Origin of the sequence: Leptothermofonsia sp. ETS-13 (assembly GCF_049200465.1) — a bacterium.
GTDB lineage: Bacteria > Cyanobacteriota > Cyanobacteriia > Leptolyngbyales > Leptolyngbyaceae > Leptothermofonsia.
In genome coordinates this window covers 5,252,204-5,273,929 of the sequence record NZ_CP120836.1, presented here as the reverse complement: position 1 = coordinate 5,273,929, position 21,726 = coordinate 5,252,204, and the positions used below count along the sequence as shown (strand labels likewise).

The following is a 21,726-nucleotide window of genomic DNA, read 5'->3' as shown; positions in this document are numbered from 1 at the left end:
TACCTGCAATTGAACGGGGGCCACTGACTTACAGTAGTTTCAAATCATTTGTGAACGAAGGAAGTCGTGAAAGTCTTTCTTTTTGGGAAAATCCTTTCACAATCCAGATAGGATTACCATATCTGTGCAGTTGTAGGGGATAATGTTGACTATGTCACTGGTCACAAATTGGCCCCTGCCTGATCAAATGGGAAGATTCTGTTTTTTACACAGAAAATCTCTAAATGACAGCCCAGATTTTACTACAGCCCAGGAATTTTATGAGAAATGGGAAAAGAATTTATTGTCCTGGCTGACTTTACGCCATATGTCGCCCCTTTGCTCCAACTTTGGCTGACATTGGCAATACTAAGATGCCAACCGTTCGCCTCCTGTTAACACCGTTGGTGATTCTTTCCAGAGGTTTGGTGTCATATTACTGAGCCATTTTTAGGAAAAATTATTCCTGATGTTGGCCAGTCTTTGGTACCAATGATGTTGGTAATTGTGGTTGTGTCGTTATGTCATCCACAGTTCGCCTTGACCAAGCACGCAAATTGAACAAACGTTGAAATCTCGCGATCGCTACTGGCAGCTTTTTGCATACGTTCGACCCCAGGGTCGGATTATTGTTCAGGCACTGCTATGTACGTTGATTTTCATGGCGATCTGGCCGATCCTGGCAGGTCTGGCAGGTGAGATCGCCGTATCGATTGCCAGGGGCGATGTCCTGACAATCGCTCGTCTGGCGGGGATTAGCACTGTTGTCTTTCTGATTCAAAAAATTGCTCAGTATGGGCAGGATTCGCTGATTGCGAAGGCGTCACTGGCGATCGCCTTTGATCTGCGCAAACAGGTCTACGCCCATCTTCAGCGACTTAGCCTCAGCTACTTTGAGACCACTCAAAGCGGTGACCTGGCTTACCGATTAACGGAAGACGTGGATCGGATTGGGGAAGTGGTGAACAAGGTCTTTCATCAGTTTGTACCCAGCCTGCTGCAACTGATTGTGGTGTTGGGCTACATGATTTACCTCAACTGGCAGTTAACCCTTGCCGCATTGATTATTGCACCGTTGATGGCACTGCTCATCACTTTCTTCGGAGAACAGCTCCGTAAACTCTCTTTCCGTAGCCAGAGCCGCATATCAAACCTGTCTGCAATGCTGGTTGAGGTGTTCAGCGGCATGCGTCTGCTACAAGCCTTTGCAGCAGAAGACTACATGCTCGATCGCTTCAGCCGGGAAGCAGAACGCAACCGTCGGGCCCGCTATCGAACTGAACAGTTAAAAGCAATTCAGCTGCCAGTTGTTGGCTTTCTGGAGTCGCTCAGTTTACTTCTGCTGCTGTTGCTGGGGGGCTGGCAGGTCTCTGAGCAAAACTTAACGGGTGGGCAGTTTGTCAGTTACCTGACTGCCGTGCTGATGCTGATTGACCCAATTTCTCTGGTTACCAGCAATTACAACGAGTTCAAACAGGGAGAAGCATCGATTGAACGGATCTTTGAACTACTGGATATTCAACCAACGGTAGTGGATCGGCCCGGCGCATTTGCACTACCCCCTGTGACGGGGAAAGTGGAATATCGCAATGTCAGTTTTGCCTATCAGCCCAATCAGCCCGTTTTGCGGAATCTCAATTTACTGGCAATGCCGGGGGAAGCGATCGCCCTGGTTGGTTCTTCCGGTGCTGGAAAATCAACCCTGGCCAATTTGCTGCCTCGTTTCTATGATCCCCAGGAAGGGCAGATTGTAATTGACGGTATTGACATTCGCGACGTGACTTTGCCCAGCTTGAGGCGGCAAATTGGCATTGTGCCCCAGGAAACCATTCTCTTCTCTGGCACGATCGCTCAAAACATTGCCTTTGGTCAGGCCGAGTTCGACCTGGAAGCCGTTCAAAAGGCAGCGATGATTGCCAATGCCCATCAATTTATTGATGAATTTCCGCAGGGCTACCAGACCTGGGTGGGAGAACGCGGCGTTAACCTGTCGGGTGGGCAACGACAACGACTGGCGATCGCCCGCGCCGTGCTACTCAATCCCCGCATTCTGATCCTGGATGAAGCAACCTCTGCCCTCGACTCAGAATCAGAAGCCTTAGTTCAGGAAGCCCTGGAACGCTTGATGCAAAACCGCACAGTCTTCATCATCGCCCACCGCCTCGCCACCGTTCGCCGCGCTGACCGCATCCTAGTGCTGGAACAGGGGCGGCTGGTTGAAGCCGGAACCCATGCCGAACTGCTAGACCAGGGGGGGCGGTATGCAAGGTTCTATGCCCAGCAGTTTCAGGAGTAGAAGGTAAATAAGTAAATGAGTGAATGGGTGGAGGGTAGATAAGTTCTAAATTTTGAGTTCTGAGAGGACATCTAACTCTAGTCCCTAGTCCCTTCTCCTTAGCCCCTAGTCCCTAACTCCTGACTCCTTTCTTCTTTTTTCTTTCCTCTCAGCTCAGCTCCTTCTGACTTCTAACTCCTGGTTCCTGCCTTCTAACTTTCGCTCTAAACTCAAATACAATCTATGCTGTAGCAGTCCTAAATCAGTCGTGAGATTGAGAGGCTTTATGAGAAAGGATTCCTACGGAATCCTTTCTCACAATTCAAACAATTCAAATAAGATCGCTATAGTACAGCAAGACGATGTTGGAAGGCAGGGGTAGCCCCCCTTCTTTGGGGCTTCGCCCTCACACCCAGTGTCGCAAAATTTAGTGTTTGCAATACTAGACTCTTCTGCACGCTCTCAGGAGCCTATTCATGGACCCTCTTTTAGCTGCTCTAACTTTGGCGATTGTTGGATATATTTTGGGGTCAGTAAAAATTATTTATCAGGGTAATGAAGCTCTGGTTGAGCGCTTTGGGCAGTATCGCCGAACGTTAAAGCCAGGACTTAATTTTGTTATTCCCGTCATTGATACAGTAATTGAAGAGTCAACTCGTGAACAACTACTAGACATCGCTCCACAATCAGCAATTACGCGAGATAACGTAACGCTTCAGGTAGATGCAGTGATGTACTGGAAAATCCTGGATGTGCAGAAGGCTTATTATGCGATCGAAGATTTAGAAAAGGCACTCGAAAATTTAGTGATCACCACCCTTCGATCTGAAATTGGACGGATGGATTTGCGAGAGACGGTTTCCTCCCGTAACAAAATTAACCAGGCACTGCTACACGAATTGGATGAAGCGACGGAAAGCTGGGGAGTGAAGGTGATCCGGGTTGAGGTGCAGGATATTAAACTCTCCGACACGTTGAGAGAAGCACTGGAGGCAGAGCGGGCGGCAGAAAGTAAACGAAAGGCCGCAATCTCAGAAACGGAAGGGATGGTGGAATCGATTCAACGGATTCAACGGGCTATTCAGTCGCAGCCAAACCCTGAAACCGTGCTGCGTTACCTGATTGCCCAAAAGTATATCGATGGAAATGTGAAACTGAGCGAAAGTAAAAATACCAAAGTGATCTTTATGGACCCCGGTACCCTGACAGAGGCGGTGTCTGATTTGCTTTACCCGGATAGTCCTGGCTCAGAGAGAACATCCAACAATGGCAGCAGTTCTTAACTCAGTAGCAGCAATGCAATACTTTTAGGGAGTCAGGAATCAAGAGCCAGAAGGGAAAGGAGTGAATGAGCTGCTATAGCGGTAATCCTTATGGTTAGGACAGCGTGCAGGGGTGGAACCCCTGACTGGGGGCTGCGCCCCAACCCCCTCTATGATTCCAATGTCTTAACACACTCGTGTAAAGCTATAAGTAGCTAGACACAATTAAGACACAATTATACAATTAAGACACAATTATTAGGATAATTTCGGGTGTGGAGAGGTGGAACTCTCTTGTCTTAGGGGCGTAGCCTCCTCTCTTTACCCAATGTCCCAAGCAACCTGGCGACAGCTATACCTGCTTACTTGCTCTTGACAGGTAAAAACTCCAGCCGATAGCGATAAAGAGCGACAGGTTTATCTGTCGCTTTGAAATATTGGGGATCCTGGGGAGAGAGGTAGATGGCGGTCACTTGGTCTGCCACGATCGCCCCCTCCCTGGAAGGTAACAGATGGTAGTCAGTCGTTGTTTCCACCTGATTCATGTAGGGCTGAGGAGTTCCCCGGAAGATCTGCTGAAACAGTTCGGTAGTAATAAAGCGATTGCTTCCCACTTTCTCTATGGCCCGACCCGTGACGACAGAAACTAATTGGCGTCCTGCCCGAAAAGTGGTGATCTGGCGGTTGGGAGTGGCGGGATCTACTTCAACAGAAACGACAGCGCGATCGCCCAGGTAAGCCCGTGCCAGATTAAAGCCATTAAAGGCGCGATCAGCTACAATCGGGTCTTGATTCAATGCCTTCAATGGCAAGTTTAAGGGAAATGTAGAAAATTCATTGGGTAGAGAACTGGCTTTTACAAAGCGGATCTGACAGGTGATGGGTTGGTTAAGGTACTGTCGGTTACTGTCAAATCCAGGCGTCACAAAATCAGGAGCCAGGGGAGCTACCAGATTAACCAGGGTACTGGTCATAGTCCAGGTACCTGCAAACCAGATGGGATAAGTCAGATCACCCTCTGCTGGTTGCACGAACGGTTTAATCTCCCATTGGGGAAATGCCGCCATCCGCTCCAGCAATGGCCCGGCCTGTGATGGGTTCATCCAAAGAAGCCAGAAAAGCAAACAGCAGAAAACGGCTCTCATTCACTTATCTCCCCATCATCCAGGGGAACTGGTTCCCAAACTTCCCCATATTTCTCTCTCAAATTCATCCAGGCTTCTATCTGCCCCGGTTCATACTCGCCCGGTTTGCCCCACTGCAAAAACAGGCTAAGCGCAGGTTCATTCTTTTCATCCAGAAAGCGGATAGCATAGGTGGTAAAGTTGCCGCGTTTAGCCTCGCCGGTTTCAAATTTCACCTGTTTGATGGCATCCATATTGAGGTGAAACTCAAACCCTTCCGTATGCATGTTGGCATATCGCCCCTTAGGCAAGGTGGCATAGAAGAGCTTCTCCAACCGCCCCCTTGCCTCCAATACAGCCGCACTGCTAGTGACAATTAAACGCAAGGTTTTGAGAGTATGACAGGATTCGAGAAATTCTTTGAGCGTTATAGCCATCTGGACAGTTGTTAGTTTTAGTTAGGTGCAGGAAAAGGTGTGTTTGGTAAGGGCTGCGCCCGTGTGCCTATCCCAAACGATGGGATGAGGGATTAATGACAACCTAGAATTAGCATACGGGCAGATGTGTGAGTTTTGTTAAGAAGGCTTTAGGGGTCTGGACTACCACGTCATGATTTCGCTGCCCATCCGAAATAGATTTTGGAATACATATACTGGAAATAGCCGTCTCAACATTTTGGGAGAAAGGCATGACTCTGAACCCTAACATTATGCAAGCCGTTGAGCGGCTGAATTATCGGGTCACCGTTGGCGACGTTGCGGCCGAAGCGGGTCTGGATGTTAATCTGGCGCAGCAGGGATTGCTGGCACTTGCCTCAGATGCTGAGGGCAACCTGCAAGTCGCAGAGTCGGGCGAGATTGTATACTGTTTCCCCAAAAACTTTCGGGCGATCTTACGGAGCAAATATCTGCGGCTACGGTTAAAAGAGTGGTGGGATGCCGTTTGGAAGGTACTGTTCTACCTGATCCGCATCTCCTTCGGGATTATCCTCATTGTCTCCATCTTTCTGATCATTACAGCCATCACCATCATTCTGATTGCGCTAAACTCTGCTAACCAGAATAGCGATAGCAGTCGCGACTCTGATGGTGGAATGGTTTTCATTCCCAACTTTTGGTTTAGCCCTGATATTTTCTATATCTTCTACCCAGACTATTACAGCCGCCGGTATCAACGGCAGCAACCTTCTCACTTCGATGAAAAACCGTCAATGAACTTTTTAGAGGCGGTGTTTTCGTTTCTGTTTGGAGATGGCAACCCGAATGCAGACCTGGAAGAACGGCGGTGGAAAGCCATTGGTACTGTCATTCGTAATAATCGTGGGGCGGTTGTCGCTGAGCAAATTGCCCCCTATCTGGATGACGTGAGCACGGGGTATGACCGTGAGTACGAAAGCTACATGCTACCCGTATTAGCCCGGTTTAATGGACAACCCGAAGTCAGTCCAAAGGGCGAAATCATTTACCATTTTCCCGAACTGCAAACCTCGGCCAGCGATCGCGGCTATCAATCCATCGCTGCTTACTTAAAAGAATTTCCCTGGCGATTCAGCCGGGCCAGTGCGGGGCAAATTATTCTGGCGATCGCGTTAGGTGCAGTTAACCTGGTAGGGGCCCTGGCCTTGGGCAGCCTGCTGGCAGATGGAACTGTCGCCGCTCAAATTGGCGGACTGGTTGCCTTTGTCCAATCGATCTATTGGGTATTGTTGGGATACGGTACGGCATTTCTGGCAGTACCGCTAATTCGCTACTTCTGGATACAGTGGCGCAACCGGGCGATCGCCACCCGTAATGAGCAGCGCCAGGAGAGGGCCATCAGATTGAACGAGGCGGATGAACACCTCCAGGAGAAAATAGGCTTTGCCAAACAATACGCTCTGGAAACCATCATTCACGAGAAGGATCTGGCATACACCACAGAGCGCGACCTGATTGAGCAAGAACTGGAACAAACCAATAGGATTGATGCCGAGTGGCAACGACGCCTGAGCCAGGAGCATTAGCCCCGGAATCATCAAACTCAATTCATCGTTTTGGTGTAATTCTTTACAAAAGCGATCGCAAGATGAACCGGTATCAAGTGATACTAAGAATATCTTTATAGACCCTGAGTATTAGTTTACTGGTTTAACAAAAACGTTCGACATGAAAATCTGCCTGGGAGATGTTCTAATTGCGGAAAATGGCAATTTTTATCGCGTAGTTGAATGCACTGAAGGAATTGTAACTTTAACGCGGATCAATGGCTACACACTGTTTTCGTGTAGTATTTGTTTCGCAGAGACAACATTTCAGACAGTGACGCCATCCATGGTTTAAGTCTGGCAGCGGTTTAAGTCTGGCAGCAAAGAGACAATCTGAAACAATTTCCAGCTTTGCCCAGCTCAACCTGGAATAGAAAAATCTCCTTAATCTGCAACCACATTCTTTGATGTTCAAAATCTGAGACCCTTGCTAGCAGCCTGTTCTGGCATCTCAGCAGCAGATATAGGATGCCTGGCTCTGGTCAGTATCCATCCCTGCTTATCTATAATGAACCGACTTTGTTTTTCATTAAGTAATCAATATGTTGCACTTTCAAAAGCCTCAAGTATAATCACAGCAATCATTGTGAGGCTCTTGAAAGATGAATAAAGGCGAACTCGTTGATCAAATCGCTGCCAAAGCAAACGTCACCAAAAAGGACGCCGACCTTGTGCTGACAGCGATGTTAGAAGTCATTCTAGATACTGTTGCCAAAGGAGAAAAGGTAACTCTGGTTGGTTTCGGTACGTTTGAAGCAAGAGACCGTCAGGCTCGTGAAGGGCGCAACCCTTCTACCGGCAAGCCCATCAAAATTCCTGCAACCAGGGTTCCTGCCTTCAGTGCAGGGAAGCAATTCAGGGAAAAAGTACTGGAAACAATGAAAAAGTAACCTGTCAACCAGGCTCTGGTGGGTTATCCAGGTTTTGACAGATTCGTCAAGGAGTTTCGGTAGTTGAAAGCCTATCGAAGTTTTTTTGTGGCTGGCGCTTTTGCAGAATCGCAGAGGCGCAAATTTTTGCGATGATTGGCACCGGGCTGAAGATACTCCGTTCTCTGTCGCCGAGAAAAAATCTAATTAGTCTGGCTTAAAGCTTCCGATTTTGGAGGAAATGTGACTTCTTTTACTTCGCCCAGATTGCCCAGTTTTTTCTCCTCACCCTGGTTGTACGTAACATAAACCGCTCCAGCATTTCCAGAAATCAGCAAAATGTTTTTTTCGGCTGTCCAGGTTCTCTGGGTGCCTTTTTTGAGGGTGCCTTCAAATTCGGTTTTGCCATCCACAACAACTTCCATCCAGGAGTCTCCATCCCTCAAGTCGATCGCGACCTCGACCGGCCCGTCGATTGGCAATTCCTGAGCAGAAGGTTCTGGTGCAAGCGTTGGACTGGCTTCGGAAGGAGCCGTTAGGGATGGCTGGGATTGCGCATCGGATGGCGTCGGTTCAATACTGGTTTGGGGATTGGGTGTGGTGGAAGGGGCGATCGTCCCCTCCTGGGAAGTAACAGAGTTACCTGCGGTTTGAGGCCGATTAAACAGGCTGAAGGCTCCCGCCGCCAGCAACACAACAGCGACTGAACCTGACACTACATAAGGTAGGGGTACTCTGGTACGAGAGGTTGGGGAATGAGGGGGGCTAACAACAGAAGCAACGATCTCCCCTGACAGTTTCTCTATAGCAGATTCAGCTTTGAGAGATTCCGGCTCTGGTGAATGGGGAGCGGCTGGTGGCGGTTCCACCGGAAAAGTTTTGGCAAGGGCCATCCCGTCTAGACCAAGAGCATCGGCATAGCGACGAATAAACCCCTGCACAAATACGGGTTCTGGAAGCCGCTCTACCTGGCCCTGTTCCAGGGCCTGTAGCAGGCGTAACGGAATAAAGGTCTTGACAGCGACTTCCTCTAACGAGATTGCCTGGCGCTCCCGTTCATTATGCAGGTAGTCTGATATCTGCTTCAGTTTCTCAATTTGGATTGAACTTTCTGCTTTCATAGGTCTTCCTGCTGTTTCCAAGGGTTCTATTTCAATCCCAGTGAAATAAAAATAGCGCCACTGAATCCATCAACTGCGACGATACTGATTTTGGCATCGTCATATCATAGGGAAAGGCATGAAGAAATGTAAAGCAGGCGCAAAATAAAGTAATCCTTAACCACCAGGCTTGGGATGGGGTGTGGGGTGGAACCCTGGCTGGGGGCAAAGCCCCCACATCCCCTTAACCAGCGTCCTGAGCAGCCTGGTGCCAGCTATAAAGCCTCCCAGAGCTAACGCAGAAAGCTGCTAATCAGCCACAGGATAAAAAAGGTGACTACCGTTGCAAAGATATCTGGTCTGATACCAATGCTCAACAACTGAGCCTGAAGAGCAGTGCCCAGTAAATACCCTAATATCAATCCCCCAATTAACCCGACTAAACTCAGCAGAACCGATCGCCCCAGTTTCCGCTCCTTACGAAATAGGAAATAAAAACTTGACCCCCCACCTACCACCAGGGATGCCTGAAGAACCTGCTGCAGCCCTGCCGGAGAAGAGGGATTGTAGAAAATGATCAGTGCTGACAAAATTGCTAAAATGACCGCTGGCAGCAAAATATCAATCCGGGAAGGAGTATCCACCAGGCTTTGTAACCAATTGGGGCTGTTAGGAGCCTGAGTCGGTGTCGGGCTGGGGGGCGATTGGATCATTTTTTCGGGAAACCGAATTCGGTCAGGAACCTTAATCTTGCCCTCCTGCCGTAACCGCAGACGATCCATTAAAACGGCATCGTAAGCCGCCTCTATTAGCTCAAGCTGTTTGTGATCGCCCTGATGCTGTGCAAACAAGCGATTACGCGCGTCCTGAATTTCCTCGAAGCTAGAAGCCTCCGTGACCCCAAGCTGTTCGTATGGATTTTGACCACTCATTGCTGGTTACTCTACCCTCCTACAAACCTAACTCAGTCTGACATCTGTTCACAAGCCATTTTAGGGAAACCAAACAATTGTTGAGATAGGCTGGGGCATACTATTTTTGATGGAGGGTGTATGTTCTGTATAACAAAAATAGAAAAGATTCTATTAGCAGGGTACACAAACGTCAGATTCACGACTACGGGTCATGCCTTCCATGAGGCGACTGGCTGACAATGCGTCTAGAATATTGGATACTTCACCGACTTGAACACTGGATTGGTAAAGCATACTTCCTTACTCAAGGGCGGGTGTGCTATTTCAAGTCAACGACTTATTCGCTCCTCCTCTCTTTAAACACAAGGTTATGGCTATGGCTCCTGCCAAGATTCTTGTAGTTGACGACGATCCTGCGATTCGAAATTTGATTCATCGATTCCTGACCAAGCAGAATTATCAAATGGAATCTGCCGAAGATGGGAAAACGGCTATGACAATTTTTGAGCAGTTCAATCCTGATCTGGTCATTCTGGACGTGAATTTACCTGATGCCAATGGCTATAACCTCTGCAAAGAAATGCAGGAGCGTACAGGGGTCTTTGTTTTAATGTTGACCAGCCGCACCGATGAGGCAGACAAGATCAAAGGGTTTTCTCAGGGAGCAGACGATTACATTACCAAACCTTTTAGTTTAGGAGAACTGGGGGTTCGGGTGGGGGCAATCTTAAAGCGGCAGAGAATTGTGACAACGGTTGAACAGCAGTGTCTTCAGTTTGACAAACTGGTAATTGATCCGGTTCGACGGGAAGTGAAGTTAAACGAGGATATTGTGCCACTAACCGCTTTAGAATTTGATTTGCTGCACTTTCTGGCAAGCCACCCTGGACGTGTCTGGCGGCGGGCTGAACTGATTCAGGAAGTGTGGGATTACGAGTATGTGGGCGATCAGCGGGTTGTGGATGTTCATATTGGTCAGATTCGTAAGAAGATTGAGGTGGACACCAGCCAACCAACGCTCATTCAAACAGTTCGAGGTGTGGGGTACAAGTTTGAAGCTCCCAGTAGCTTGAAGCAAGAGTCCGCTTCATCGGGCAGATTAATAGAATAGGATGGCTATGGACCCTAGCAAAAAGATTCTTGTTGTTGAAGATGATCCGGCAATCCGCAATCTGATTTGCCGGTTTTTGGGCAATAAGCAGAATTACCAGATTCAGGCGGCTGAAGACGGCAAAAGTGCGATGGCACTGTTCAAGCAGTTTGATCCTGACCTGGTCATCCTCGATATCAATTTGCCAGATGTTAACGGTTCTCAGCTTTGCCGGGACATGCAGGATAGCACCAATGTCTGTGTTTTGATGTTAACCAGTCAAACCGACCAGACGATTCGGTTACGAACGCTTTCCCAGGGGGCAGATGACTATATGACCAAGCCCTTCGACCTGGAAGAACTGGCGGTTCGAGTTGAGGTAATTTTGCGGCGGATTCGCGATCGCAAGTCTCTGGAACAAAAGTCCCTTACATTCGGCAATCTGGTGATTGATCCGATCCGCTACGAAGCGAAGCTAAATGATGAAATTGTTGATCTGACGGCTCTGGAATTTAAGCTACTTTACTTTCTGGCCAGCCATCCGGGTCGAGTCTGGACGCGGGCAGAGTTGATTCAAGAAGTCTGGGAACATGAGTTTATTGGGGATCCGCGAGTGGTAGATGTACACATCGGCCAGATCCGCAAAAAAATTGAAGTTGATACTAGCCAACCAACACTAATTCACACGGTGCGAGGAGTTGGGTATAAGTTTGAAGCGAATACGGGTCAGCAGGGGGAAAGCGCGTGAGTGACCTCTCCCCAAACCTTCTCCGAAGCTCTGCAAGGAAAGGGGTCAGGTTTGAGAAGCTTCAACCCCAAATAAGTACTTATGTCTACTGGTCTGTCAATACGGTTTTGAGGGGTTTTCAACCCCTCAAAACACTCTGGAAATGGATTTTTCTGGAAATGGATTTTATAGATTTGAGCTATCCCTCAAATCTATCCTGGCGGACTACTATAGCCCTTTTCAAGGGTGTGAGTTACAGTGGGCTACCAGGTGGGGTCGCAGTAAAGATTAATGGTGAGGTGCGATCGCCCTGGAGGCACCGCACTAATGCAACTGCATACTGACTCTTCGCCATCGATTTCCACTTCACAGGCGTGGCAGGAACCCATCAGGCATCCCGTTGGGATCGTGACACCCGCACGCGCAGCCACCTGAAGCAAAGGCTCTCCAGGCTCTGCTTTAATCTGGATGTCATCTGGCAGAAAGTGAATGCAAACACTCATAATAGGATTCTAAAGAATATCTAAACGGAAAGAGCTTTTTGGATACTTAGCCCTTACTGTATGGATCAAGGACAAACGGGTACGTTGCACCGAAAGGGTTAGGGATATTAAGCGCGCCAGAGCTTTCGGGTGCGCTTATTTTGTACTGAATCCCCCATTTTGAATATCCCATCCGCTCCTTTCGCCTTGGCCAGGCATTCAGGCACTGCCCTCATCCATCTGTTCCTTACTCCACAAACCACCTAACACCTATATCAAGAGGGCAATAGAAGTGTCAAATCCAGGTGGGGTTCGATCTTATCTGCCAGCATATTCAAAACCATCTCACGCTGTTCCCGGTAGTTCGAAACTCCAGTTGGAAGCGCTTTTAATCCCCGCTGCTGCCGCAGGCGATTTAACCAGGCCCGGCGCCAGGGGCCGTTGTCAAAGATTCCATGCAAGTATGTCCCCCAGACCGACTGGCTGGGGTCTACCACACCCAGGTTGGGGTCATCAAACAGCGGTTCAGTATCGTTGGCCTCCGCTTCAATGGGGCGAGTTCTGCCCTGATGAATCTCGTAACCAGCAACCGGCAGTCCTTCCTGGGGGAAGTTAGAGGTGACCTGGCGTTGGCGGGCAATTTTTTGTCCAGCAATGACTGTTTTCAGAGGCAACAGATCCAGCCCCTTATATCGTCCTTCCTGGCCTTCAATACCTTCTGGGTCGGCCAAAATTTTGCCCAACATCTGGTATCCGCCGCAGATACCCAGAACCGTTCCACCTGCGGCTACATAGTTCTTGATCTCCTCTGCCATTCCTGTTTTATGTAAAACGATCAGGTCAGCGATCGTGGTTTTAGAGCCGGGGATGATGAGAGCGTCTGGGTGCCCAATAGGCTGTCTGGGACTAATGTATTTCACCGAAACTGTGGGCTCAGCTTCAAGGGGGTCGAAATCTGTGAAGTTGGAGATCCGCGGCAGGCGGATGACTGAGATATTAATATCTCCAGTTGGGTTGGCGGGACGATTGTCAAACAGGCTGAGGGAATCTTCAGCGGGAAAGGATTGCTCGATCCAGGGAATAACACCAATGACAGGAATGCCAGTACGCTCCTGAAGCCAATCAATGCCTGATTGGAGGAGCGATCGCTGCCCCCGAAATTTGTTGATCACAATCCCTTTAACCAGTTCGCGCTCATCCGGTTCCAGGAGTTCTAGCGTACCAACCACATGGGCAAAGGCTCCCCCCCGGTCGATGTCTACCACCAGAAGCGTGGGGGCATTGAGATACTTAGCCACTCGCATATTGGTCAAGTCGCGGTGCTTGATATTGATTTCAGCCGGGCTGCCTGCCCCTTCACAGACGATCAAATCAAATTCTTCGCCCAGCCGACGCAGGGACTCTTCAATCGCCTGCCAACCCATCTCAAAAAACTGCTCATAATAGTCGGCTGCGCCAACCTTACCCACGGCTCTCCCTTTGATGATGACCTGGGAAGTCATGTCACCCTGGGGTTTCAACAAAATAGGATTCATTTCCACCGCGGGCATGATTCCTGCTGCCCATGCCTGCACAGCCTGAGCATGCCCAATTTCGCCGCCACTGGGTGTGACGTAGGCATTGAGTGCCATGTTTTGTCCCTTAAAGGGCGCAACTCGCCAACCCCGTCGGTTCAGGATACGGCAAATGGCAGTAGTCAATAGCGATTTTCCGGCGTGGGAGGTTGTTCCCACAATCATGATGGCTTTCATTAAATCCCCTCGTGAGAGTGCTAAGGGATGGTGGCGACTTTCATCTCATCTGTTCTCAAATAGGCAGTCGTAGCCAGCGGTCCAGAGCATTATAAAAGCGATCGCGGAAAGTCGGTCGAGAGCAAGCAGGGTCCTGGCTCTCCTGCCACTTCTGCACCAGTTGACGCCCCAGTGGTGTAAGCCGAAAGCTATCCGTTAAACCCTGACCGTCTACTTCACGCCGCAGTAACCCAACCTGAATGAGCCATAGTAGTTCATTTTCTGCGGCCATTTCAGACAGGGGTTTATGGGTGTACTGGTTGTGTAGACCGGCCTGGCCTGCGATCGCTATTAGGGAAACACTCTGATTAACCATTGTGACCAGTAACTTTAGCTGAAGGGGAGTACACCGCATTGCCCGCTCTGCCCGTTCAATTGTTTGGCTGGGATAAAGAATCGATGGACGAGGCTTAGAGGCAGAAGTCATTTGGAAAAGCAATGAACTGGTGTGAACAAAAACTGGTGTGAACAAAAACTTTAATAAATGAATGCTAACAATCCTATATTTTATGCGTTTTCCCTATGCAAAAGGTATTTCTCATCATCAAGGTTACTCTACACAAAATCCTGGCATTATGTTGCTCCTGATACAAAGTTGGGATCACTTTCTTGCTAAACCTAGTCACAATATAACTTTATAAAAATCAAATGCCTCTAGGGTTCCAGCTCTGACTTATTTTCCGAGTGTTTGGTCCGAGAGAGGCAGGCTGTGGTGAAGGCTTGCAATGGCCAATGATCATAGCTACACGGCGGGAGAAAAGCCCGGGAGGGATGGCAGCTTGACAAAATAGTTGCTTCTCTGCCGGGTTTTCTGTTGAAGTTGTTCTGTTCTGATTGATGTGATTATGACCGACAATCCTTTGTTCCGCAGCCCAGATTCTTCCCCTCAACCTCCTTCAGAAGCGAGCCGTGCCGTGGAGCGAGAGAGCCAACTCCCCCTTGACTGGCTAGCAGCAGGAAGTGACAAAAGGTTTAGAGTACGGGTTAGAAGCAGCTGCCAGTATTCGCGATCGCTCCATTCCTACCTTCTCTCGCGGCGAGCTTCCCCACTTTGCTGGCATTAACACCTTCCTGAAAGCTCCCTACCTGGAAGATGTGCGTCGGGTTGGGGAATACGATGTGGCGATCGTCGGAGTTCCCCATGACTCTGGTACCACCTACCGTCCAGGTACCCGTTTTGGACCCCAGGGCATCCGCCGCATCTCTGCCCTCTATACTCCTTACAACTTTGAACTGGGCGTAGACCTGCGAGAACAGATCACCCTCTGTGACGTCGGCGATATCTTTACCATTCCTGCGAACAACGAGAAGTCCTTCGATCAAATTTCCAAAGGCATTGCCCACATCTTTGCCGCTGGGGCGTTTCCTATCATTCTGGGGGTGATCACTCCATTGGATTTCCCACGGTAAGAGGCATCTGTCGCCATTTAGGGGACAAAAAAGTGGGCATCATTCACTTTGATCGCCACGCCGATACACAAGAAACCGATCTGGACGAGCGGATGCACACCTGCCCCTGGTTCCACGCCACCAACATGGCCAACGCCCCCGCCAAAAACCTGGTGCAGTTAGGCATTGGCGGTTGGCAAGTGCCCCGTCAAGGGGTAAAGGTCTGCCGGGAGCGGATGACCAATATCCTCACCGTGACCGACATTGTGGAACGGGGGATTGATGCAGCCGCTGACTTTGCCTTGGAACGGGCGCTTGATGGCACCGACTGTGTCTGGATCAGCTTTGATATTGACTGCATTGACGCTGGGTTCGTGCCTGGTACTGGCTGGCCTGAACCAGGTGGCTTGCTTCCCCGCGAAGCCCTGTCTCTGCTGGGCAAAATTGTTCAAAAAGCCCCTGTTTGCGGCATTGAAGTTGTGGAAGTTTCTCCCCCCTACGATGTCAGCGATATGACGGCTCTAATGGCAACCCGCGTCATTTGCGACACGATGGCGCATCTGGTTGTCTCTGGGCAACTCCCACGCCAGTCAAAACCTGCCTACATTCATGCAGAAGCCAATATGAGCGTGGATCAGGCATGGACTTGAAGAGTTGTTTTGAGTTTTATAGCTATAGCCACCAGGCTTAGGACGGGGTACAGAGGTTTCACCCCTGGCTGGGGGCGAAGCCCCCACACCCCCTTTAAAGCCAAGGTCCTAAGCAATCGGGCGACAGCTATAAGTTCTGAATTTAGATTTGTACCTTAGAACTCCAAACTCATCATTCATAACTCCCTATCCCTACTCCCCACTCTCACCATGCACGAAGTTGACATGACCAGGGCTCTAATTGTCACCCTAAGCGATTGGCTGACATCTCAATCCGAAACCCTACAAATCTCTAAAGTTCATCTGGTAGTGGGCGAATTTACCTGTGTCGAGCCTGTGAGTTTGCAATTTGCATTTGAGGTACAAACTCGTGGCACCTTTCTGGAAGGAGCAACCCTGGAGATTCAGGAAATCCCGCTGATAGCTTTTTGTCACCGATGTCAACAAGAATATCGCCCTGAAATTGGGATTCAATATGCCTGCCCTGATTGCCGATCGCCCATGGAAGACATCCGTTCGGGACGGGAACTGAAGATCGATCGCGTGGAATATGCCGGAAAGGTAAAGGAGCCAGGAGGGGGCTGGGATTAGGGGCTGGGATAAGAAAGAAGGAAGAAGGAAGAAGGAAGGCTGGTTGTCTGTTGACTGTAGTCTTCAAAACTCGAAACTGAAAACTTTTCTTATGTACCAAACCATTGACACTGCCCTCGGTATTAACTTGCTCCATGCTAACCAGGAAGGAGCTGACCATAACCGCACCCACTTCGATGCCTGGGGGATTACCTGTCTTAACCTGATGAGCAGTCCAGGGGCAGGAAAGACGGCTCTCTTAGAAAAAACTCTGGAAGCTCTTTCCCCCTCGCTCAAGATTGCAGTAATTGAGGGAGACATGACGACGGAACTGGATGCCGATCGCCTGCGCCACTATGGAGTTCCTGTAATTGCCATCAACACAGGGCGTTCCTGCCATCTGGACTCGAAGATGGTAGCGGGTGGTATCCATCGTTTAGAGCATGAGCATGACCCATCAACCTTTGATCTGGTTTTGATCTGGTGCTGGTGGAAAACGTTGGTAACCTGGTTTGTCCGGCGGAATTTGAGGTGGGTGAGCATGCCAAAGTTGCCCTCCTGAGCATTACCGAGGGAGAAGACAAACCCCTCAAGTATCCCATTATGTTTCGGGAAGCCGACTGTTTACTGATCACCAAAACAGACCTGGCTCCCTATCTGGATGTTGACCTACAACAACTGGAGGCTAACATCCGCCAGATTAATCCATACGTCACCATCATTCCGGTTTCTGCCAAGACTGGCACAGGGTTAGAAGACTGGTTTGCCTGGGTGCAGGCTACCGTAGCGGCCTCGCCAGCAGCCCTTACCCCAGTTGCAGAGTAAAAATGACTGGGGTAGTCCTTTGATTGTTCTTCTGTTGATTGTTCTTCTGTTCTTTTGTGAGTAGTTGCTATGAAATTGCGATCGCGCCTGTCCTGTGTTGCCCTGTTTTTAATCAGTCTGGTTCTGACTGTAAGTTGCACCAATCCTGCCAGTCAGGTATCCACTCAAACTGGAAGCTCACCTGCACCAGCGGAAGAAACAACGGTGCGGTTGGGGTTTAGTGCCTGCCCCGGCTGGTTTCCCTGGCAGGTTGCCCAGGATGAAAAGATTTTTGAGGCCAATAAAGTTGCTGTGGATTTGAAATGGTTTGATGGCTATCTGGAATCAATTAGCACTCTAGCTGCTGAACAAATTGACGCCAACTCCCAGACTTTAAACGATACCATCAGCTCTGTCGCGGGTGGGGCGGATCAGGTCGTTGTTCTGGTCAACGACAACTCTACAGGAAACGACAAGATCATCGTCCGGGAGGGGATTAATGCGATCGCAGATTTAAAGGGCAAAAAGGTTGCTGCTGAAGAAGGCACTGTGGATCATTTCTTGCTGTTGCTGGGTTTAGAAAAAGAAGGGTTAGGCCCAAAAGACATTACCTTCGTTCCGCTTGAAACAGGAAAGGCAGCGGCGGCCTTTGTCGCCGGGCAGGTTGATGCCGTTGGTGTATTTGCTCCGTTTACCACCCAGGCGCTCAAGCGTCCTGGCAGTAAAGAACTCTTCAGCTCCAAAGATTTCCCAGGGGCCATCCCCGATCACCTGGTTTTTACCCGCAAGTTTGTGAACGAACATCCTAGCCAGGTGCAGGCCATGGTTGATTCCTGGTTTGCCACCCTGGATTACATGGAGAAAAATCCAGACCGCTCCATTGAAATTATGGCAAAACGGGCTGGAGTATATGTGGACGAATACAAAGACTATGCTACCGGAACACAAATCTTCACCATCGAAGACAACCTGAAAGCCTTTCAGCCGGGCAACAGTATGACTTCACTGCAATTTGCAGCGGAGCAGATGTCAAGTTTTCTAATGGAAGTTGGGCTGGCAAAAACAAAACCTGACCTCAGTAATCTATTTGACAATCGTTTCATCAAAGCTTACGCAGAGAAAACTAAGAAGTCCTGATGGAAGGTAGAATTCAGAAACTAGGAGCCAAAATCTTTTTTCCTCTGGCTTCTGACTCTCTTATTCCATTACTCTGCCGTACATATAGGTAGCTGCACCCAATTAATTGTAAGAAGAGGGAATGGGGGCGCAGCTCCTAGGCAGGGGTGGCCCCCCATGCTAACAAAACTTTCGTTTTGCTGTAATAGTTTGCTGCGGCTGATCAGGTAGTTGTGTTAGGGAACGACAACTCCACAGGCAATAGCAATCGGCGATCGCTTCATCAAATCATCAACGCCTACGCCAAAAAAGCCAACGAAGTCCTTGACCCACCAGCATCCACAGTCGTTAGTCACTATTCAGTACACCTGAAAACTCAAAACTCTCCCTTTCTCCTTCAACTCAGAACGCATCCACCCATCTACCCATCTACCCATCTACCCACTTACCCATTTACCCCTCCCCTCCCCAGTCAAAATCCGGTTTCGATGTTTTCTGGCGGCTTGCCGAAGATATTCCCAAACCCCTGCAAACGACTTTGATGGTCACATCTATCGGGCTACTCCTGCTTCTATGGTGGTTAGTCACCACCTTTGGGAATGTTGATCCTAAGTTCTTGCCGTCGCCCGCCGATGTGGCAAGGGCATTTGGGCGGTTGTGGAGTACCCGCGAACTGTTAAAAGATACGATCGCAAGTTTGTGGCGAGTGGGTGTTGGTTTCCTGCTAGCGGCTATCTGCTCGATTCCGGTAGGAGTGTTGATGGGCAGTTTTCCTAGCATTCGGGCTCTGCTGGAACCTCTGTTTGGGCTCATGCGCTACATGCCTGCTCCAGCCTTTATTCCCCTGCTGATTCTGTATCTGGGCATTGGCGAAGAACCCAAGATCATGCTGATCTTCATTGGTGTCTTCTTCTTCAACTCCCTGATAGTCATGGACACCGTAAAATTTGTTCCCAAAGATTTAATCGAAGCGACCTACACTCTGGGAGGTAATCGCTTACAGACCCTACTCCAGGTCATCTTTCCCTACGTTCTCCATTGACGCCTGCCGCATTAACCTTGCAGCCGCCTGGCAATTGGTCATTGTGTCTGAGCTGATTGCCGCTACCGAAGGTCTGGGCCGCCGCATTAGTGTTGCCGAGCGGTTTCTCAAGACAGATGAAATTTTTGTCGGCTTCATTGTTATCGGCGTCATTGGTTTGGCATTTGACATGCTATTCCAGTACTTACTCAAAGTGTCTTGCAGTTGGGCATCCCAAAAGCGGTAGCACTCATTTAGGCTGTTAGCCCTTGGCTGTTGCTTTAGCCCCTATTCCCTGGCCGCTGATACCGATTCCCCAGATCTCTGATTTTTAAGTCAGTAGCTCTTTTACACAACTCCATCTCAATAAACTCCATTCTCCAGAGGATTAACCCATGTTTTTGGAAATCAACAGTCTGCACAAACACTTTAGTACCAGGGGGGGAACGCTGGTTGTCTTAAAGGACATCAATATGGGCATCCAACGGGGTGAATTTATTTGTGCAGTGGGGGCGTCAGGGTCAGGCAAGTCTACCCTACTGCGGCAAATTGCTGGACTGGACATGCCGACTAACGGAGAGGTGAAAGTTGATGGTAAGCGTGTGACCGGACCAGGGCCAGATCGCGGCATGGTTTTTCAACACTACACCCTCTATCCCTGGATGAATGTGCAGGACAACACGGAATTTGGGCTGAAATTGCAAGGTATTGCAAAGAAAGAACGGCGTGAAAAAGCGAGTTACTATCTCAACGTGGTGGGTCTATCGAGGTTTGCCCAATCCCTGCCGAAGGAGTTGTCGGGTGGGATGAAAAAACGGGTCGCGATCGCCCGCGCCCTTGCCTCAGAACCTAAAGTACTCCTGATGGATGAGCCCTTTGGCGCTCTGGATGTTCACACCAAAGAAGCCATGCACGAGTTTATGCTTGACCTCTGGGCCCGTACCAATCTGACGGTTTTCATGATTACCCATGATGTTGAAGAAGCCGTCTTTCTTTCTAACCGGATCTATGCGCTTGGTGCCCGCCCCGGAACTGTGCGGCGTGAAATCCAAATTACCCTACCTGAACGGACGCACCATGTTAAACGCCACTCCACCTTTCATGATTACCGGGATGAACTGATGGATTTGTTGCGGGGTCACGGCAAGGAAGCCAGCGAAGCCGCTATTGTAGCATAAGAATCAAGGGGTTTTCCAAGCAAATCTCATTTCCTTGCACTGCCCGTGGCACCTGCGGCTATAACGGTAGGGTGACAGCACGTATAGATCTCGCAAACGCGTTAGGACATTGGGCTTAAAGGGGATGTGGGGGCAGTGCCCCCAGCCAGGGGTTCCTCCCTGCACCCCGTCCTAACCACAATCACTACCGCATATATAGATCGACTATGACGGGTTCGAAATTTGCCCAGGATGAGGCATTTGGAATCGTTCCAATTCTCCGTGGGAATCATGGCTACCAGTTCTTGTTAGTTCAGCACCATGCAGGACATTGGGGATTTCCAAAGGGGCATGCCGATCCGGGTGAATCTGCTTTACAGGCAGCCTGCCGGGAATTTGTCGAAGAGACGGGAATTGAAGACTATATTGTGCTGGATGGGGTGTCGTTTTCAGAGCAGTACTTCTTCACCCGGCGCGGAGAACGCTTCCGCAAAACCGTGATTTACTTTCCAGCGTTGGTGCAATCGGCAACAGTGAAGTACCAGAGGGAAGAAATTCGAGCTTATACCTGGCTGGACTTTGAGGGAGCGATCGCCCTTCTCACTTTTGCCGGTGGTAAACAGGTACTGGTAGACACGCACCGATACCTGGTAAATCATTCTTTTGTCTGAAACACCTCTAATCCAACGCCTCAACATCACCCTGATACCGCACTATTTCACCGTGATCAGCACCCGGGCAATCCACCGATCAACTAACATTGACGAAGCAGAAGTGCGCCATCCGAGCTAAAGGAGTTTGGGCGTTGCTGCAAACTGACCCGGACTGCACCTCACGAACCACGTTAGCGCTTAAGCCTCCAGAGTTTTGGCAAAATGCGTCAGCCCTGTAAACAACAATACTTTTTGTTAATGGTGAATAACTATGGAATTGTCTCTTTTAAGGGACGTTGCTGATTGACTGACAAAACTTAAAAAGGAGGGAGGCTAAGCCCTTAGTAAAAGGGCACTCGCGGATTAGTATGAAAGTTACCACACAAACACAACTGAACCATGCGAACCTCCCCAGCTATGGGACCTTCTGGGTCAATCCACTCAATGGGCTGATCAACGGCATCTGCAACCCCTGATTTGGATGGTGAACTGATTTGTGGATGGTGAACTGATTTGTAGTGAATGCATCAGCCAGACCCAATGGGGTGTTTACGTGCAGAGTCGAGCAAAATTCGCCCAAAGCCATCCACGCCGTTCAGTCGCTGGTTGCCCAATAGCCGCATCCATGTCCAACGAGCCTACTACAGTCCGCTGCTTGCAGCCGCATTAGCCCAGTGAGGCGTTTCTGAAATTACCTTAATTGAAGACACGACGATGTTATGGGACGAGTT

24 protein-coding genes, 1 pseudogene and 1 riboswitch are annotated in these 21,726 nt (G+C 49.4%); of the genes and pseudogenes, 17 read left to right on the top strand and 8 right to left on the bottom strand.

Annotated features, from left to right (window positions below; translation table 11 throughout):
- Nucleotides 1-547: 547 nt before the first annotated feature.
- Complete coding sequence (locus P4D80_RS24015) at nucleotides 548-2,275, top strand: ABC transporter ATP-binding protein (RefSeq protein WP_421656570.1); 1,728 nt, start codon at nucleotides 548-550, stop codon at nucleotides 2,273-2,275.
- 455 nt (nucleotides 2,276-2,730) lie between these two features.
- Complete coding sequence (locus P4D80_RS24010) at nucleotides 2,731-3,537, top strand: SPFH domain-containing protein (RefSeq protein WP_421656569.1); 807 nt, start codon at nucleotides 2,731-2,733, stop codon at nucleotides 3,535-3,537.
- Between the two features lie 341 nt (nucleotides 3,538-3,878).
- Here P4D80_RS24010 and P4D80_RS24005 read toward each other — a convergent pair whose 3' ends face one another.
- Entirely contained in the window at nucleotides 3,879-4,619 is a 741-nt protein-coding gene (locus tag P4D80_RS24005) for a DUF6816 family protein (RefSeq protein ID WP_421656568.1), read from the bottom strand.
- Nucleotides 4,620-4,657: 38 nt separating this feature from the next.
- Nucleotides 4,658-5,077 carry a ChuX/HutX family heme-like substrate-binding protein gene (locus P4D80_RS24000; protein ID WP_421656567.1) on the bottom strand — a complete coding sequence of 140 codons (420 nt, stop codon included), beginning with the start codon at nucleotides 5,075-5,077 and terminating at the stop codon, nucleotides 4,658-4,660.
- Nucleotides 5,078-5,328: 251 nt separating this feature from the next.
- Between P4D80_RS24000 and P4D80_RS23995 the strand changes: the two genes are divergently transcribed.
- The gene (locus P4D80_RS23995) at nucleotides 5,329-6,642 is read left to right on the top strand and encodes a hypothetical protein (RefSeq protein WP_421656566.1); all 1,314 of its coding nucleotides are present in this window, start codon (nucleotides 5,329-5,331) and stop codon (nucleotides 6,640-6,642) included.
- 623 nt (nucleotides 6,643-7,265) lie between these two features.
- The gene (locus P4D80_RS23990) at nucleotides 7,266-7,553 is read left to right on the top strand and encodes an HU family DNA-binding protein (protein ID WP_421656565.1); all 288 of its coding nucleotides are present in this window, start codon (nucleotides 7,266-7,268) and stop codon (nucleotides 7,551-7,553) included.
- A 182-nt stretch (nucleotides 7,554-7,735) separates the two neighbouring features.
- Here the strand turns inward: P4D80_RS23990 and P4D80_RS23985 are convergent, their stop codons facing one another.
- The 3 genes from P4D80_RS23985 to P4D80_RS23975 form a co-directional block, all read right to left on the bottom strand.
- Entirely contained in the window at nucleotides 7,736-8,653 is a 918-nt protein-coding gene (locus P4D80_RS23985) for a RodZ domain-containing protein (protein ID WP_421656564.1), read from the bottom strand.
- Between the two features lie 272 nt (nucleotides 8,654-8,925).
- The gene (locus tag P4D80_RS23980; RefSeq protein WP_421656563.1) at nucleotides 8,926-9,564 is read right to left on the bottom strand and encodes a CPP1-like family protein; all 639 of its coding nucleotides are present in this window, start codon (nucleotides 9,562-9,564) and stop codon (nucleotides 8,926-8,928) included.
- 153 nt (nucleotides 9,565-9,717) lie between these two features.
- On the bottom strand, nucleotides 9,718-9,840 hold the full coding sequence (locus tag P4D80_RS23975; protein WP_421656562.1) for a hypothetical protein: 123 nt from the start codon (nucleotides 9,838-9,840) through the stop codon (nucleotides 9,718-9,720).
- Between the two features lie 76 nt (nucleotides 9,841-9,916).
- Between P4D80_RS23975 and P4D80_RS23970 the strand changes: the two genes are divergently transcribed.
- Nucleotides 9,917-10,657 carry a response regulator transcription factor gene (locus tag P4D80_RS23970; protein WP_421656561.1) on the top strand — a complete coding sequence of 247 codons (741 nt, stop codon included), beginning with the start codon at nucleotides 9,917-9,919 and terminating at the stop codon, nucleotides 10,655-10,657.
- 7 nt (nucleotides 10,658-10,664) lie between these two features.
- Complete coding sequence (locus P4D80_RS23965) at nucleotides 10,665-11,384, top strand: response regulator transcription factor (RefSeq protein ID WP_421656560.1); 720 nt, start codon at nucleotides 10,665-10,667, stop codon at nucleotides 11,382-11,384.
- 242 nt (nucleotides 11,385-11,626) lie between these two features.
- Here the strand turns inward: P4D80_RS23965 and P4D80_RS23960 are convergent, their stop codons facing one another.
- The 3 genes from P4D80_RS23960 to P4D80_RS23950 form a co-directional block, all read right to left on the bottom strand.
- Nucleotides 11,627-11,866 (bottom strand): 2Fe-2S iron-sulfur cluster-binding protein, encoded by a 240-nt coding sequence (locus P4D80_RS23960; RefSeq protein ID WP_421656559.1) that lies wholly within the window; start codon nucleotides 11,864-11,866, stop codon nucleotides 11,627-11,629.
- Nucleotides 11,867-12,120: 254 nt separating this feature from the next.
- The gene (cobQ, locus tag P4D80_RS23955) at nucleotides 12,121-13,596 is read right to left on the bottom strand and encodes a cobyric acid synthase CobQ (protein ID WP_421656558.1); all 1,476 of its coding nucleotides are present in this window, start codon (nucleotides 13,594-13,596) and stop codon (nucleotides 12,121-12,123) included.
- A gap of 55 nt (nucleotides 13,597-13,651) precedes the next feature.
- The gene (locus P4D80_RS23950; protein WP_421656557.1) at nucleotides 13,652-14,062 is read right to left on the bottom strand and encodes an Npun_F0494 family protein; all 411 of its coding nucleotides are present in this window, start codon (nucleotides 14,060-14,062) and stop codon (nucleotides 13,652-13,654) included.
- A gap of 216 nt (nucleotides 14,063-14,278) precedes the next feature.
- Nucleotides 14,279-14,406, top strand: a riboswitch (guanidine-I (ykkC/yxkD leader).
- 189 nt (nucleotides 14,407-14,595) lie between these two features.
- Here P4D80_RS23950 and P4D80_RS23945 point away from each other — a divergent pair.
- From P4D80_RS23945 to P4D80_RS23895, 11 genes and pseudogenes are all read left to right on the top strand, one after another.
- Nucleotides 14,596-15,674 (top strand): annotated as a pseudogene (locus P4D80_RS23945) (agmatinase family protein).
- 210 nt (nucleotides 15,675-15,884) lie between these two features.
- Nucleotides 15,885-16,265: a hydrogenase maturation nickel metallochaperone HypA gene (hypA, locus tag P4D80_RS23940; protein WP_421656556.1), complete on the top strand. Its 381-nt coding sequence runs from the start codon at nucleotides 15,885-15,887 to the stop codon at nucleotides 16,263-16,265.
- 91 nt (nucleotides 16,266-16,356) lie between these two features.
- On the top strand, nucleotides 16,357-16,806 hold the full coding sequence (gene hypB, locus P4D80_RS23935) for a hydrogenase nickel incorporation protein HypB (protein WP_421656555.1): 450 nt from the start codon (nucleotides 16,357-16,359) through the stop codon (nucleotides 16,804-16,806).
- Nucleotides 16,776-17,069: a GTP-binding protein gene (locus P4D80_RS23930; protein WP_421656554.1), complete on the top strand. Its 294-nt coding sequence runs from the start codon at nucleotides 16,776-16,778 to the stop codon at nucleotides 17,067-17,069. Before hypB ends, P4D80_RS23930 begins: the two co-directional genes overlap by 31 nt.
- Before the next feature lie 69 nt (nucleotides 17,070-17,138).
- Nucleotides 17,139-18,185 (top strand): ABC transporter substrate-binding protein, encoded by a 1,047-nt coding sequence (locus P4D80_RS23925; RefSeq protein ID WP_421656553.1) that lies wholly within the window; start codon nucleotides 17,139-17,141, stop codon nucleotides 18,183-18,185.
- A 520-nt stretch (nucleotides 18,186-18,705) separates the two neighbouring features.
- Complete coding sequence (locus P4D80_RS23920; protein ID WP_421656552.1) at nucleotides 18,706-19,206, top strand: ABC transporter permease; 501 nt, start codon at nucleotides 18,706-18,708, stop codon at nucleotides 19,204-19,206.
- Nucleotides 19,207-19,249: 43 nt separating this feature from the next.
- A complete protein-coding gene (locus P4D80_RS23915) occupies nucleotides 19,250-19,432 on the top strand; it encodes a hypothetical protein (protein ID WP_421656551.1) in 183 nt (60 codons plus the stop codon).
- Nucleotides 19,433-19,580: 148 nt separating this feature from the next.
- Complete coding sequence (locus tag P4D80_RS23910; protein WP_421656550.1) at nucleotides 19,581-20,363, top strand: ABC transporter ATP-binding protein; 783 nt, start codon at nucleotides 19,581-19,583, stop codon at nucleotides 20,361-20,363.
- Nucleotides 20,364-20,569: 206 nt separating this feature from the next.
- Complete coding sequence (locus tag P4D80_RS23905) at nucleotides 20,570-21,013, top strand: bis(5'-nucleosyl)-tetraphosphatase (protein WP_421656549.1); 444 nt, start codon at nucleotides 20,570-20,572, stop codon at nucleotides 21,011-21,013.
- Between the two features lie 89 nt (nucleotides 21,014-21,102).
- Entirely contained in the window at nucleotides 21,103-21,234 is a 132-nt protein-coding gene (locus P4D80_RS23900; RefSeq protein WP_421656548.1) for a hypothetical protein, read from the top strand.
- A gap of 283 nt (nucleotides 21,235-21,517) precedes the next feature.
- Complete coding sequence (locus P4D80_RS23895; protein ID WP_421655799.1) at nucleotides 21,518-21,673, top strand: hypothetical protein; 156 nt, start codon at nucleotides 21,518-21,520, stop codon at nucleotides 21,671-21,673.
- Nucleotides 21,674-21,726 lie beyond the last annotated feature (53 nt).